At 67.8% G+C, this 13,928-nt stretch carries 18 protein-coding genes; 5 read left to right on the forward strand and 13 right to left on the reverse strand.

All coding sequences use genetic code 11. The features are described 5' to 3' along the window. Positions 1–414 (reverse strand): hypothetical protein, encoded by a 414-nt coding sequence (locus ESD82_RS14765; RefSeq protein WP_024845413.1) that lies wholly within the window; start codon positions 412–414, stop codon positions 1–3. A gap of 80 nt (positions 415–494) precedes the next feature. Here ESD82_RS14765 and hemF point away from each other — a divergent pair, with 80 nt between their 5' ends. After that, positions 495–1,355, forward strand: a complete 861-nt coding sequence (hemF, locus tag ESD82_RS14770) for an oxygen-dependent coproporphyrinogen oxidase (RefSeq protein ID WP_147428014.1) — start codon at positions 495–497, stop codon at positions 1,353–1,355. After that, positions 1,355–1,915 (forward strand): histidine phosphatase family protein, encoded by a 561-nt coding sequence (locus tag ESD82_RS14775; protein ID WP_028710659.1) that lies wholly within the window; start codon positions 1,355–1,357, stop codon positions 1,913–1,915. Before hemF ends, ESD82_RS14775 begins: the two co-directional genes overlap by 1 nt. Positions 1,916–1,921: 6 nt before the next feature. Here ESD82_RS14775 and ESD82_RS14780 read toward each other — a convergent pair whose 3' ends face one another. From ESD82_RS14780 to ESD82_RS14795, 4 genes are all read right to left on the reverse strand, one after another. Then, on the reverse strand, positions 1,922–2,470 hold the full coding sequence (locus ESD82_RS14780; RefSeq protein ID WP_024845410.1) for a sugar O-acetyltransferase: 549 nt from the start codon (positions 2,468–2,470) through the stop codon (positions 1,922–1,924). Beyond that, positions 2,467–2,826: an SUF system Fe-S cluster assembly protein gene (locus ESD82_RS14785; protein WP_024845409.1), complete on the reverse strand. Its 360-nt coding sequence runs from the start codon at positions 2,824–2,826 to the stop codon at positions 2,467–2,469. The genes ESD82_RS14780 and ESD82_RS14785 overlap by 4 nt, the downstream gene beginning before the upstream one ends. 64 nt (positions 2,827–2,890) lie before the next feature. Continuing rightward, a complete protein-coding gene (locus tag ESD82_RS14790) occupies positions 2,891–3,628 on the reverse strand; it encodes a MipA/OmpV family protein (RefSeq protein ID WP_024845408.1) in 738 nt (245 codons plus the stop codon). 100 nt (positions 3,629–3,728) lie between these two features. After that, positions 3,729–5,576 (reverse strand): ABC-F family ATP-binding cassette domain-containing protein, encoded by a 1,848-nt coding sequence (locus ESD82_RS14795; protein WP_024845407.1) that lies wholly within the window; start codon positions 5,574–5,576, stop codon positions 3,729–3,731. Between the two features lie 173 nt (positions 5,577–5,749). On the opposite strand from ESD82_RS14795, the gene ndk reads away from it, so the two are divergent. Then, entirely contained in the window at positions 5,750–6,172 is a 423-nt protein-coding gene (gene ndk, locus ESD82_RS14800; RefSeq protein WP_024845406.1) for a nucleoside-diphosphate kinase, read from the forward strand. Between the two features lie 65 nt (positions 6,173–6,237). Here the strand turns inward: ndk and ESD82_RS14805 are convergent, their stop codons facing one another. The 5 genes from ESD82_RS14805 to ESD82_RS14825 form a co-directional block, all read right to left on the reverse strand. Then, positions 6,238–7,446 carry a cytochrome b/b6 domain-containing protein gene (locus ESD82_RS14805; protein WP_147428013.1) on the reverse strand — a complete coding sequence of 403 codons (1,209 nt, stop codon included), beginning with the start codon at positions 7,444–7,446 and terminating at the stop codon, positions 6,238–6,240. Next, entirely contained in the window at positions 7,443–8,021 is a 579-nt protein-coding gene (locus ESD82_RS14810; RefSeq protein WP_024845404.1) for a thymidine kinase, read from the reverse strand. Before ESD82_RS14810 ends, ESD82_RS14805 begins: the two co-directional genes overlap by 4 nt. An 83-nt stretch (positions 8,022–8,104) precedes the next feature. Continuing rightward, positions 8,105–9,547, reverse strand: a complete 1,443-nt coding sequence (locus ESD82_RS14815) for a DEAD/DEAH box helicase (protein WP_028710657.1) — start codon at positions 9,545–9,547, stop codon at positions 8,105–8,107. Positions 9,548–9,728: 181 nt separating this feature from the next. Then, positions 9,729–10,178 carry a D-aminoacyl-tRNA deacylase gene (gene dtd, locus ESD82_RS14820; RefSeq protein ID WP_024845402.1) on the reverse strand — a complete coding sequence of 150 codons (450 nt, stop codon included), beginning with the start codon at positions 10,176–10,178 and terminating at the stop codon, positions 9,729–9,731. A gap of 1 nt (position 10,179) precedes the next feature. Beyond that, positions 10,180–10,407, reverse strand: coding sequence for a hypothetical protein (locus ESD82_RS14825; RefSeq protein ID WP_024845401.1), 228 nt, complete (start codon positions 10,405–10,407; stop codon positions 10,180–10,182). Between the two features lie 149 nt (positions 10,408–10,556). On the opposite strand from ESD82_RS14825, the gene ESD82_RS14830 reads away from it, so the two are divergent. Together ESD82_RS14830 and ESD82_RS14835 are read left to right on the forward strand one after the other, a co-directional pair. Next, entirely contained in the window at positions 10,557–10,799 is a 243-nt protein-coding gene (locus tag ESD82_RS14830) for a DUF2312 domain-containing protein (RefSeq protein WP_028710656.1), read from the forward strand. A gap of 200 nt (positions 10,800–10,999) precedes the next feature. Next, positions 11,000–11,170, forward strand: a complete 171-nt coding sequence (locus ESD82_RS14835; protein WP_081750566.1) for a helix-turn-helix domain-containing protein — start codon at positions 11,000–11,002, stop codon at positions 11,168–11,170. 394 nt (positions 11,171–11,564) lie between these two features. On the opposite strand, the gene ESD82_RS14840 is transcribed toward ESD82_RS14835, so the two are convergent. From ESD82_RS14840 to ESD82_RS14850, 3 genes are all read right to left on the reverse strand, one after another. Then, positions 11,565–11,858, reverse strand: a complete 294-nt coding sequence (locus ESD82_RS14840; protein WP_024845399.1) for a DUF6525 family protein — start codon at positions 11,856–11,858, stop codon at positions 11,565–11,567. Then, complete coding sequence (locus ESD82_RS14845) at positions 11,858–12,523, reverse strand: DUF1826 domain-containing protein (protein WP_147428012.1); 666 nt, start codon at positions 12,521–12,523, stop codon at positions 11,858–11,860. The genes ESD82_RS14840 and ESD82_RS14845 overlap by 1 nt, the downstream gene beginning before the upstream one ends. A gap of 91 nt (positions 12,524–12,614) precedes the next feature. Beyond that, on the reverse strand, positions 12,615–13,838 hold the full coding sequence (locus ESD82_RS14850) for a GTP-binding protein (protein WP_147428011.1): 1,224 nt from the start codon (positions 13,836–13,838) through the stop codon (positions 12,615–12,617). Between the last annotated feature and the right edge of the window lie 90 nt (positions 13,839–13,928).

Here is a 13,928-nt window from a genome sequence, read left to right on the forward strand (position 1 = left end):
CTATTTGCCCTCTTCGGGGTAGGCGGCCTTGCAGGCATCGACGGCCGCGCGGGCGGCGGGGGCCAAAGCCTGCTTGCGCGCCAGCAGGTTGTCGCGCTTGCGTGCCTCGGCCGCCGGGTCGATCGGCACCCGGTAACGCTCGGTATCGGCAACGTCGCGCAAGCAGGGACGATAGCCCAGCCGGCGGTTGCCGTCCTTGTCCAGCCAGACATAGCGGCAGTCGTCCCATTGGGTGCGCATCACCGTGCGCTCCTCCCAGGCATAGCCGCGCGCCAGGTTGGCCTCGACCTCGGCCAGAAGGTTCGAGACGGTGCGATATTCGCGGGTGTTGCGACTGATGCATTGCTCTTGCGGGGTTCCGCAGGATGCGACAACCAGAACAGGCATCAGGGCAAGCAGGATGTTGCGGGTCATGGCCGGGATCTCTAGTTGTTTCGCCCGAAGCATAAGCCCGCCCCGCAGGCGGGGCAATTCACGAATGCGGAGGCAAGCCCATGGAAATGCACGATGAGCGACAGAAGGCCGCGGCCTGGTTCCGCGAGCTGCGCGACCGCATCGTCTCTGCCTTCGAGGCGCTGGAGGATCGCGGCCCCGCCAATGCGCCGGCCGGCCGTTTCGAGATCCGCGAGACCAAGCGCGGTGAGGATGGCGGCGGTGGGTTGATGTCGGTGATGCGCGGCGGCCGGGTCTTCGAGAAGGTCGGCGTGAACTGGTCGGCGGTGCATGGCGAGCTGTCGGCCGCAGCCCGGCAGGCCATGGCGGCCCGCGGCGTGCCGGGGGTCGAGGGGGATCCGCGCTTCTGGGCTTCGGGGATCAGTCTGGTCGCGCATATGCAGAACCCGCATGCGCCGGCGGTGCACATGAACACGCGCATGTTCTGGACGCCCGGCGCCTGGTGGTTCGGCGGCGGCGCCGACCTGAACCCCTGCCTGGAATATGCCGAGGATACGGCGCATTTCCACGCCACGCTGAGCGCGGCCTGCGCCCCGCATGGCGCCGATTACTATGACCGCTTCAAGGCCTGGGCGGACGAGTATTTCTTTGTCCCGCATCGCGGCCGGGCACGGGGCGTCGGCGGCATCTTCTATGACGACCTGAACACGGGCGACTGGCATGCCGATTTCGCCTTTACCAGGGCGGTGGGCGAGGCTTTCCTGCCCGCCTTCCTGCCGCTCGCGGAAAAGCGCATGGCCCAGCCCTGGGGCGAGGCGGAAAAGGACGCGCAGCTGATCCATCGCGGACTTTATGCAGAATACAACCTGGTCTATGACCGCGGCACCAAATTCGGCCTGGCGACCGGCCACGACCCCGAGGCGGTGCTGATGAGCCTGCCGCCCATGGCGAAATGGGCCTGATGCCGGACTGGCCGGATCTCTACCTCATGCGGCACGGCCAGACAGTCTGGAACGCCGAGGGGCGGTTGCAGGGCCGGCTGGATTCGCCGCTGACGCCCCTGGGCGAGGCGCAGGCGCGGCGGCTGGCCTGGCTGGTGCGCGACCTGCGCGGCATGGCGCGGCTGGTCAGCACCGCGGGGCGGGCGCAGCAGACGGCGCGTATCGCCTTTGGCGGGCAGGGCTTTGACCTGGACGAACGCCTGCACGAAATCGACATCGGCGATTTCAGCGGCCGGCTTGCGTCGGAACTGCAGGCCGCGCATCCCGAAGCCTTCGCCCGCGGTCCGCTGGACTGGTATGACCTGGCACCGGGCGGCGAGCATTTCGCCGGGCTCGAAGCGCGGGTGCGCGCGTTCCTGGACGATCTGGACGGCCCGGCGCTGATCGTGACGCATGGCATCACCCTGCGCATGCTGCGGCTGGTGGCCATGGACTTGCCGCTGGAGCGGCTGGCCCAGATGCCGGTCAGCCAGGGCGGGCTGCACCTGGTCAGCCGCGGCCGGCACCGGATGTTTCTTTGACGCCTGTCAGGATTTCGGCGGCAAGGGGCGGGCAGGGTTGCCGACGACGGTCGCGCCGGGCGCCACGTCGCGGGTCACGACCGCGCCGGCGCCGACGATGGCGCCGTCGCCGATGCTGACGCCAGGCAGGACGATGGCGCCGCCGCCGACCCAGACGTCATCGCCGATGGTGATGGGCTTGCCCCATTCGACGCCCTTGGCGCGGCTGTCGCGCTCGCGCGGGCGATCCTCGGTCAGCAATTGCACGGCGGTACCGAACTGGCAGCGCGCGCCGATGCGAATCTCGCAGATGTCCATGAAGAAGCAGCCGTAATTCACGAAGCAATCCGGCCCGAAATGGATATGCTTGCCGTAATCGACGTGAAAGGGCGTGCGGATCACCGCACCGTTCCAGGTGCCCAGCAATTGCGTCAGGGTGCGGGCGCGGGTCTTGTCGCCGATGATGGTGGCATTGTAGTCGCGCATCAATCCCTGCGCGGCCTTGCGCATCGCCACCAACTCGCCATCGCCGGGCTTGTAGGGCCGGCCGGCCAGCATGTCCTCGCGCGCGGTCAAATGAAGCCAAGCTCCAGGCGGGCTTCCTCGGACATCATGTCCATGCCCCATTGCGGCTGGAAGGTCATCTCGACATCGACCTGCTTGACGCCGGGCAGCGGCTCGACGGCATCGGCGACCCAGCCGGGCATCTCGCCCGCGACCGGGCAGCCGGGCGCGGTGAGGGTCATGACGATGCGCACGGCATTCTCGTCATTGATGTCGATGGTGTAGATCAGCCCCAGGTCGAAGATATTGACCGGGATTTCCGGGTCGTAGACCGTCTTGCAGGCCTCGACCACGCTGTCGTAAAGGGGATGGTCCGTCGTCGAAGGCGCGATCAGCGGGTCGCCCTCCTTGAGATTCTCGGTGCTCATGCGGCGTGTCCTGTAAAATCTTGGCAATGATATAGGACTTGTGCCATCCGGGGTCCAGAGCCGCTTAGAAGCGGAAGTTCAGCCGCCGCGCCACGCCGATGCTGATCGAGGGCTGGCTGCGGGTCTGCACCAGCGGCGAATCGCCGGCATCGCCCAGCAGCCGGCCATAGGTCAGCCGCCCCATCAGCGCCGTATTGGGCATGAATTCGTAACGCGCCTCGACGCTGATGCGGGCGATATAGGCGCCGCCGTCGGGGTTGTGGACCGGCTTGCCGCCGGCAAGCGATTCGCCTTCGTCCACGCCAAAATAGGTGCCGGTGAAATCCTGGTCGCCCAGGCCCAGCTCGGCCCCGGTCCACAGCGTCAGCTGGTCGCTGACCTCATAGCGGTATTTCGCGCCCAGCTCGCCCACCACGCCGTGATGGCCGCCGAAACCCTTGCGGATGGCGCCATAGCTGGTCATGTCGCCCATGCGCCAGGACAGCTTCACCCCGAATTCGCCGGCGCGGCCGATATCCTCCATGCCGCGCAGATCCTCGTGATCGCTGGAATCGCGCTTGCCGATATAGTTCAGCGAGGGCAGGACCGAGATCCCGTCCTTCTTGCCGGCATCGGCATCGCTGTTGCGCAGGATGATCCAGGGCGAGGCGTCCAGGTTGTCCGAACCCATGAACTCGGGACTGTATTTCACGCCCAGCCCGGTATCGACCGAAAGCCCGCGCCCAAGCCCCAGCGACTGCGCCGCGGCGGGCGAGGTCAGGGCGGTGGCGGCAAGAAGCGCAAGCGCGGCAATCCGAGTCATGGCGAATCCTTATCAAATCGCCCGGCACCCTGCGTCGAAACCCGGCGCCAGGGCAAGCGGAGTCTGGTGAATTTTACACAATAATTCGCGGCTGTTGCGCTCAGGCCCGCTCGGCTTCCTCCAGCCGTTCCAGCGCCTCCATCCACAGCCCTTCGGCGCGCTGCATCGCCTCGCTGGCCTCGGCATGCTTGCGGCCCCAGGCTTCGGCCTTTTGCGCGTCGTCATAGGTTGCCGGATCGGCCAGGATGGCGTCCAGCTTTTCCAGCATGGCGGTCAGCTTGCCGACCCGCTCCTCGGCGCGCCTGGCCTCGGCGCGCAACTCCAGGATCTTTTCGCGCGCGGGGCGTTTCGGCGCCGGTTTCGCCTCGGCTTTCGGCTCGGGCTTTTCCTCGCCGGCCAGCAGCATGCGGCGATAATCGTCCAGGTCGCCCTGCCAAGGCGAGACGCCGCCCTGGTCCACCAGCCACAGCCGGTCGGCCACCAGATTCAGCAGGTGCATGTCGTGGCTGACCAGCACCACGGCGCCGGTATAGTCGTTCAGCGCCTCGGTCAGCGCCTCGCGGGATTCGATGTCCAGGTGGTTGGTCGGCTCGTCCAGGATCAGCAGATGCGGCGCGTCGATGGTGGCGAGCAGTAAGGACAGCCGCGCCTTCTGCCCCCCGGAAAGCTGGCTGACCCGGGTCTCGGCCTGCGCCTCCATCAGCCCGAATCCGGCCAGCCGGGCGCGCAGCTTTGCCGGCGGCTCGTCCGGGCGCAGCCGGCGGACATGGGCGATGGGCGTCTCGCCCAGCTCCAGCTCATCGACCTGGTGCTGGGCGAAATAGCCGATGCGCAGCTTGCCCGAGCGCGCGATCCGCCCCTCCATCGGCTCCAGCCGCCCGGCCAGCAGCTTCGAAAGCGTGGACTTGCCCTGGCCGTTGCGGCCCAAGAGCGCGATGCGGTCGTCCTGGTCGATGCGCAACGCCAGCCGGCGCAGCACCGCCCGCCCGTCATAGCCGACCGAAACCCCGTCCAGCGAGACGATGGGCGGCGACAGCTGGTCGGGCTGCGGAAAGCCGAAGCGGTGGAACTTCGCCTCTTCCGGGGCGGTGATCGGCTCCATCTTCTCCAGCATCTTGATGCGGGCCTGGGCCTGGCGGGCCTTGGTGGCCTTGGCGCGGAAACGATCCACGAAGCTTTGCAGATGCGCGCGGCGGGCATCCTGCTTTTTCGCCTCGGCGGCTTGCAGGGCGCGCTTCTCGGCCCGGGTCCGCGCGAAGGTGTCGTAGCCGCCGGAATAGAGCACCAGCTTGCGATCTTCGAGATGCAGGATATGGCCGACGGCGCGGTTCAAAAGGTCGCGGTCATGGCTGATGACGATGACGGTATGGGGATAGCGCTGCAGATAGCTTTCCAGCCACAGCGCGCCTTCCAGGTCCAGGTAGTTGGTGGGCTCGTCCAGCAGCAAGAGGTCGGGCTGCGAAAACAGCACGCCTGCCAGCGCCACGCGCATGCGCCAGCCGCCGGAATAATCGGCGGTCGGCCGCGCCTGGTCCTCGGTCGAAAAGCCCAGGCCGCGCAGGATGGTCGCGGCCCGCGCCTCGGCCGACCAGGCGTCGATATCGGCCAGCCGGGTCTGGATCTCGGCGATGCGATGGGCGTCGGTGGCGCTCGCGGATTCGGCCAGCAGCGCGGCGCGCTCGGTATCGGCCGCCAGCACCGTCTCCAGCACGCTGGTCGCGGTGCCGGGCGCCTCCTGCGCGACGCCGCCGATGCGGGCGCGGGGCGGCAGGCTGATGGCGCCGCCGTCAAGGCCCAGCTCGCCCCGGATCAGCCGGAACAGCGTGGTCTTGCCGGCGCCGTTCGGGCCGACCAGGCCGACCTTGTGCCCGTCCGGGATGGTGGCCGAGGCATGCTCGAACAGCGGCCGTCCGGCGATGGAATAGGATATGTCGTCGATGCGCAGCATGCGCCACCGCATGGCGCAAGCGGCGCGCCCCGTCAATGCCGTCATCGACGGCCCGCGCGAAGGAGGGGGCCGCGCCGGCTTTTCAAGCGCCGTCGCCCATGCTAACGGGGCGCGGATTTCCGGGCCACCTGCGGCCGGAACAAGGAACCGGAACAAGGAAAAGGACGACCGACATGGCCATCGAACGCACGCTCTCGATCATCAAACCCGACGCCACCAAGCGCAACCTGACCGGCAAGATCAACGCCAAGTTCGAGGATGCCGGCCTGCGCATCATCGCGCAGAAGCGCATCCACCTGTCGCCCGCCCAGGCCGGCCAGTTCTACATCGTCCACAAGGATCGCCCCTTCTACGGCGAACTGGTCGAGTTCATGGCCTCGGGCCCGGTCGTGGTGCAGGTGCTGGAAGGCGAGAACGCCATCGCCAAGAACCGCGAAGTGATGGGCGCCACCAACCCGGCCAATGCCGACGAGGGCACCATCCGCAAGGAGTTCGCTCTCTCGGTCGGCGAGAACTCGGTCCATGGCTCGGACGCGCCGGAAACCGCCAAGGAAGAAATCGCCTTCTTCTTCTCGGGCCTCGAACTGGTCGGCTGAGCCCCGGCCTCTTCGTTCCCCAAATACCCAAAGGAAAGGGCCGCCCATCGAGGCGGCCCTTTCTCCTATTGCCGCTTCGCGGTCAGCTCGAAACCGATCTCGACGCCGAATCCCACGGTGCTTTCATCGGCATAGCCCGCGCCGATGCCGAAATCGCGGCGATCGACGCGCATCTGCCCCTTGGCCTGCGCCACGTCACCCTGAAGCGTCAGCGCGAAGGGCAAATCGGCCTCGACCGTCTGGCCGGCGATGGTCAGCCGGCCCTGCGCGGCATGCGGCTGGCCCTCGGCCGGGGGCGGCAGGATCTCGGCCTCGAAACGCGCGGCGGGATGGGCGGCGGCGTTCAGGAAATCCGGGCCCTTGGCCGCGTCGCTGATGGCGCCCAGCGTCAGCGAGGCGATGTCGACATCCACCGTCACCCGCCCGGTCTGGGTCTCCGGGTCATAGGCGATATCGGCCTGCCATTGCCCGAACTGCCCCGTGACCGCATTGCCGGCCTGCATGACCTCGATCTCCAGCGCGCCCTGTTCGACCGCCCAGCCCGATCCGGCCGCGGCCGCAGGGGCGGATGCGGTGGCGGGCATCTCCTGCGCCTCCGGGGTGTCGGCCGGGATGAAGGCGACCCCCACCCAGACCACCAGCCCCGCCAGGGCGGCCAGGACATGCGGCAGGAGGCCGGGCTGCGCGGCCGGGGGCTCGGGCGCGTGCTCGGGATTGCCGGCCATGCGGCGCATGGTGCCGTCGCGGTCGATGATCGCGTGCTTCAGCGCCCCCGCGACATGCAGCAGGATCAGCCCGGCCAGCAGCCACCAGCCGAATTCGTGGAAGGCCGCGAAACGCCCGGACAGCGCCGCGTCCTCGGGAACGAAGGGCAGGCGCTGGCCGAAGGGCCAGAGGATGCGGGCAAAGCCGCCCGGCGCCGCGGAATGCAGAAGCCAGCCCGACAGCGGCATGACGACCATGCCGATCCACAGCGCCCAATGCACGACCTCGGCGCCGAAGCTTTCCAGCCGCCGCTCGGGATGCAGCGGGCGCGGCTTCGGCTGGGTCAGGGTCCACAGCAGGCGCAGCGCGGCGAGGGCCAACGCCGCCATGCCCACGGTCTTGTGCACGGAATAGGCGGTGAAGATCGCCTGCAGCTGCGTTTCCCCGCCATCGGGCAGGTTGTCCGCGTAAAGCCCGATGGCGATGGCGGCCAGGATCAGCACCGCGACCGTCCAGTGGAACATGCGGGCGACCCAGCCATAGGCGCGGGCGGTATTGCTGGCTTTCATCGGATTTCTCCCATCGCTTCGCGCCAATGGCGCCGGCAGAGCGAGACATAGGTTTCATTGCCGCCGATCTGCACCTGCGCGCCCTGGTGCAGCACGCGGCCGCCTTCGTCCTGGCGTATGACCATGGTGGCCTTGCGCCCGCAATGGCAGATGGTGCGCACCTCGCGCAGGTCGTCGGCCACGGCCAGCAGCGCCGCCGATCCGGGAAACAGCCGGCCGCGGAAATCGACCCGCAGCCCGTAGCACATCACCGGCTGGCCAAGGTCGTCGGCGACGCGGGCCAGCTGCCAGACCTGCTCCTCGGTCAGGAACTGCGCCTCGTCGACGAAGATGCAGGCGGCGCCGCGGCCCCGGGCCTGGATCAGGGCGAAAAGATCGGCTTCGGGGGTGAAACCCAGCGCGGATTCGGCGATGCCGATGCGGCTGGCGATCCGGCCGGGGCCGGCGCGGTCGTCCAGCGCCGCGGTCAGAAGCAGCGTCGCCATGCCGCGTTCGCGGTAATTGTAGGACGCCTGCAGCAAGAGCGTGCTCTTGCCGGCATTCATCGTGGAATAGTGAAAATAAAGCTTGGCCATGCCGGCACATAGCCGCGAGGGCCGGGGGGTCGCAAGCCGCCGCGACGGGGCGGCGGCTCACGTTTGCGCGTATCGCGGCGGGATCAGGCCCGCTGCGCCGTTTTCGGCGCGCGCGAGGGGCGCCGGGCCGGGCGCTTGCGCGCCGCGCCTTGCGCCGGGCGGCCCGCGGGGCCGCCGCGTTCGCGGATCTTGGCCGCCTCGAAGGGCTCCTCGCCGCCGACCACGGCGATCTTGGCCTTCATCGCCTTCTCGATGGCGCGCAGCTCGCCGATCTCGGCGGGCGCGCAGAAGGCGATGGCGCGGCCGTCGCGCCCGGCGCGGGCGGTGCGGCCGATGCGGTGGACGTAGTTTTCCGGCACGTTGGGCAGGTCGTAGTTATAGACATGCGCCACCTCGGGAATGTCGAGGCCGCGCGCCGCCACGTCGGTCGCGACCAGAACCTTGGTGTCGCCGGCGCGGAAGCTGGCCAGGGCACGCTCGCGCTGGCCCTGGCTCTTGTTGCCGTGGATCGCGGCGACCTTGTAGCCCCATTTCTCCAAAAGCTTCGACAGCTTTTCCGAGCCGTGCTTGGTGCGGCCGAAGACGATGGCCAGCTCGTCCACATGTTTGGACAGGTATTCCGCCAGCAGCGTCGCCTTGTCGCCCTGGTTGACGAAATGCACGCCCTGGTCGATCTTGGCTGCCGCCTGGCCGGGCGGGTTCACCGCCACGCGCAGCGGATCGTTCAGGTAGCTGTCGGCCAGCTCCTCCATCAGCTTCGGCATGGTGGCCGAGAACAGCAGCGTCTGGCGCTCGCGCGGCAGCATCTTGGCGATGCGGCGCAGCGCGTGGATGAAGCCGATGTCCAGCATCTGGTCGGCCTCGTCCAGCACCAGATACTTGGTCTGCGACAGGTCGATGGCGCCGCGCTCGATCAGGTCGATCAGCCGGCCCGGCGTCGCGATCAGCACGTCGACGCCGCGTTCCAGCCGCTGGACCTGCACGTTGATCGAGGCGCCGCCGACGACGCGGAACTGCCGGATCGGCGTGCCGATGGCATAATTGTCGATGTTCTCGGCGATCTGGGTCGCCAGTTCGCGGGTCGGCGCCAGGATCAGCGCCCGGCAGGTCCGGGGCTCGGGCTTGCGGCCGATGTTCAGCAGCCGGGTCAGCATCGGCAGGCCGAAGGCCGCCGTCTTGCCGGTGCCGGTCTGGGCCAGGCCCAGGAGGTCGCGGCCGGCGACGATGCCGGGGATGGATTTTTCCTGGATGGGCGAGGGGGTCTCGATGCCCAGGCCCGGCAGGTTGATCGCCACGCGCGCATCGATCCCCATGCGGGTGAAGGCGGTGTCGATATCCGGAATGGCGCGGCGGATGAATTTCTCTTCCGGCTCGGCGCGGTGACGGCGGTGGTTGGTGTTGGGCTTGTCGTTGCGGAAGCGCGGCTTGCCGCCTTGCTGGGCGCGGGGATTGCCCGAACGGTTCGGGCGGGTGGTCTCGTTGGTCATGTCGTCTTTCGGCCAGGTCGCCCGCGTATCGGCGCGCATGGCTGGGGCCGTGCGGATCGCACGGCAGGTTGCGAGGGGCGGGCGTGGATACGGTGATGCCCGCAGCCTCCCCGCGTGAATGGGAAACTGAAAATCGGTGCCGACCTTGGCGCAAGGGCGCCGGCTGCTCACGCGGCAGCGGGCGGCAACTTGTCGCAAATGAGGGTTCGGGCGGCGAAAGTCAAGCGCGGTCTGCGGAATCCATCCAGATCGTCACCGGGCCGTCATTGACCAGCGACACCTGCATGTCGGCGCCGAAGGAGCCGGTCTCGACCGGGAGGCCGAGCGCGCGCAGCGCCTCGGCAAAGCGCAGATACAGCGCCTCGCCGCGCTCGGGCGCCTCGGCGGTGGAGAATCCGGGCCGGTTGCCGGTGCTTGTGTCGGCGGCGAGCGTGAACTGGCTGACCACCAGCACCGCGCCGCCGATGTCCTGAACCGATCGGTTCATCTTACCGGCCTCGTCGCGGAAGATGCGCAGCTTGGCGATGCGCGCGGCCAGTTTCGCGGCCGCGTCCTCGGGGTCGCCGCGCATGGCGCAGACCAAGACCAGAAGGCCGGGCCCGATGCGGCCGATGCTGCGGCCCTCGACCGTGACCTCTGCCTCGGCGACGCGCTGGACCAGCGCCCGCATGTCAGCCGCCCAGCATGATGCCAAGGACAACCAGCATCAGCCCCAGGACCGAGGCCGCGAGCGCCGCCATGTTCACCGCGACGACCTTGCGCATGGCGGCGCGCATCTGCTCGTCATCGGCGATCCGTGCCTTGGCGCGCGCCGCGGTGACGATGCACCATGCCAGCGCGACCAGCCCGATCACCGTCAACCCGGTTCCGCCCCAGATCAGCCCGTCCCAGATCGTCATGTTCCGCCTCCGTCTGCCAGCGACGGCCTAGCGGCGATTGCGCCCGGCCGCAAGACCGCCTAGACCCGCGGCGGAAAACACGCGGGATGGGGTGCCGCCGGCCTTGCGCCGTGCGCATCACGGGCCCGCAGCAGCAAATGGAGCAGCAAATGGATTCGTATCAGGTGACTGCGGACGAACTGCGTCAGTTCGTGGAACGGATCGAGCATCTCGAGCAGGAAAAGAAGGATATCTCCGAGCAGATCAAGGAAGTCTATGCCGAGAGCAAGGGGCGCGGCTACGACACCAAGGCGCTCAGGGCCATCATTTCGCTAAGAAAGAAGGACAAGGATCAGGTCGCCGAGGAAGAGGCTGTGCTGGAGATCTACAAGCAAGCCTTGAACATGATCTGAAAACCTTGGCCGGGCGCGGTTTCCTTGACCCGATCCGCCCGGTCGTTCCATGCGCTTCGTCTTGGGATGCGCATTCTTCAGGCGGAGTTTTTGTTTACATAATCATAATTATCGAAGAAATTCGACCCTAGGGGTGGATTCTATTCTAAATCGCGACAAGCCATGGTTTTCAGGCAGTTGCAATTCACGGAGAACCCCTTTTGGCCTCGCATCTCAGCTTCGATGAGCGCCGCATCATCGCGGCCATGCTGCAACGCAAGCTCAGCGTTGCGCAGATTGCCGCGCAGCTCGGCCGGCACCGTTCGACCATTCATCGCGCGATCCGGCGCAATTTCTGGCACGATCCCGATGTGCCGATCGCCAATGGCTAGTGGCATATGAACGCGCAGCAACTCGCGGCGTCTCGGCGCTGTCAGCTGTCAGCAGCGCAAGCTGGTCCGGCATGATGCGCTGCGGCTGCCGGTGATCGACCGGCTGCGCGCGGGATGGCCGCCCGAGCAAATCGCCGGTCGGCTGCGCCATGAAGGCCACTGCGAGCGGATGTGCCGCGAGACAATCTACCGCTATGTCTGTTCATCTGAAGGCCAGTTCCAGGAACTGGGCCGCTTTCTGCCGGAGCGGCGCCGCAAGCGGAAGGCGCGCCATGCCCGCAAGGCCACAAGCCTCGTCTTTCCAGAATGTTGCATGATCCGCTACCGCCCTGAGGCCGTGAGGAGCAGCCCCGGACCGGAAGCAGAGGCCCGCGGCCTGCGGCGCCGGAATGCGTCACCCGGCCGGCGAAGGCTGCCTCGGCGGCACGGTTGGCGGGACGCCCCATATCCGCGGCGCGTCCCGCATCAGCATCCGCGCCTCGATCAGGTCGAGGCGCTGGCGCGCGGCTTCGATATTGCCCGCGGTTTCGTCCAGAAGCTTGTGCCACAGGCGCAAGGCGGAAACCGGGCTCCAAGGCAGCGCCGCCTGCGCAAGCCAGCGGCGCAATTCCGGGGGCAGCCGGTCGTATTGCGCGATCGGGCAGCGCCTGCGGCGGCGGCGCAGCGAGGTGGCGAGGTTGCCGCGCATCAATGGAGCCTCCGGGCCTCGGCCGGCTCCACCATGGGGTCAAGCGCCAGGAACAGCCGCACCTTGCCGGTTCCGGCGATGGGCGGGGAACGGTGCAACAGCCCCGTGACCTCCATGCCCGGCCACGAGGCGCCGCGCAGGACCGCGACTTCGCCGCTGCGCATCGCGCCGGCCCGCACGATCCGGCCGTTTTCATCCTCCAGCCCGAATTGCGTTTCCGGCCCCCGATAGGTGCAAAGCAGCCGCGCGGGCAACTGATCGACATGGAACCGGCGGCAGGCATCCGTCGTCACCGCCTCGAAGCGGATATGCATCAGCGGGTTGCGCATGATCCGGGCAAGCATCAGCGCCAGCGCCCCGATGTCGCTGGCCAGCAGGTCGCGCATCGTCCCGGCGGGCAGGCCGGACAGGTCGCAGGCGGCGTGGACGCCGCGCTCGATCGTCCGGAAATCGGCCACGGCACGCAACGCGGGCAACTGTCCGGGGGGAATGCTCTCGATCCATTCGGCAAAGCCGGGCGAGCGATTTCGCCGCCAGATCGCCGCCCCGACCCCCGGCCGGGTTATCTGTTCCAGTACGAGCCCGCTGGAGGATTCGAGGATCCCCCGCGCCTTGGCGGCGCCGGGGTGCGGCATTTGCGGGATTGCGGTATCGGTCTTTGCCATGCGTCCGGGTTTTCCCTCCTGGCTGTGTCGCCCCGTTTGCGGCGGGGGGCATTCTGCGCCCCTACCCCTGCCCTTGCGGTCGGCGCCCTGCTCAGGCGACGCGGCGCTGGCCCCATTGCGGGAAAGGATCGGGCAGCCCGGCCCAGGCTTCGGGCGTGAAGTCCCGAGCCTCGACCAGGGCGTCGTCCAGAGCCTTGGTGATTGCCGCAGGGTCCATGCCCGAGCCGATGAAGACCAGTTCCTGCCGGCGGTCGCCCCAGGGTTCCTGCCAGACCTTCCCGATGTCTTGGAGGGAATCCGGGTGGGTGGGCCAGCGATCCCGCGGCACCGAAGCCCACCAGCCCCCCAGCGGCGTCACGCTGGACATCGCCCCGGCAAGGCTGAACTCGACCGCCCAGCCGGGGCGCGAGGCGATCCAGAAATGCCCCTTGGCGCGGATCACGCCGGGCAGGTCGCCATTCAGCAAGTCATGGACCTTCTTCGGATGGAAGGGCTGCCGGGCGCGATAGACGAAGGACGAGACGCCGTATTCCTCGGTCTCGGGCACATGCGCGTCGAAGCCGTAAAGCTCCTTGGCCCACATCGGATGCATATGCGCCCTGTCGAAGTCGAAAAGCCCGGTATCGAAGATCGCCCCCGGCGCGACGCGGCCGAAATCGGTCTCGACCAGCCGGGCGTCGGGGTTCAGGGCGCGGACGATCTTGCGGGCCTGGTCCAGCCGGACCGGCCCCGCCGCGCTGACCTTGTTCAGCACCACCACATCGGCGAATTCCATCTGGTCGGTCAGCAGATCGACCAGCGTGCGGTCATCCTGGTCGCCCAGGCTCTCGCCGCGGTCGGCGATGAAGTCGTGGCTGGAGAAATCCCTGGTCAGGTTGACCGCATCCACCACCGTGACCATGGTGTCGAGCCGGGCGACGTCCGACAGGCTGGCGCCGTTCGGATCGCGGAAATCGAAGGTCGCCGCCACCGGCAAGGGCTCGGCGATGCCGGTCGATTCGATCAGGAGATAGTCGAAGCGCCCCTCCTCGGCCAGCCGGCGGACCTCGACCAGCAGGTCGTCGCGCAAGGTGCAGCAGATGCAGCCATTGGTCATTTCGACCAGCTTTTCCTCGGATCGCGACAGTTCTGCCCCGTCGCGCACCAGATCGGCGTCGATGTTCACCTCGGACATGTCGTTGACGATCACCGCGACGCGCCGGCCCTCGCGGTTGTTCAGGACATGGTTCAGCAGCGTCGTCTTGCCCGCGCCCAGAAAACCGGACAGGACGGTGACGGGCAGGCGGCGATCTTTGGCGCGGGTGCTGGCTGGCATGGTATTCCTATATGTAATGTTATTACATTACTTATATAGCCGGGATCGCCGGGTTCTGCAATGCCCCTGTTCTTGCCCCCTCCACCGCCC

Source organism: Paracoccus pantotrophus (genome assembly GCF_008824185.1).
In the GTDB taxonomy this organism is placed as follows: domain Bacteria; phylum Pseudomonadota; class Alphaproteobacteria; order Rhodobacterales; family Rhodobacteraceae; genus Paracoccus; species Paracoccus pantotrophus.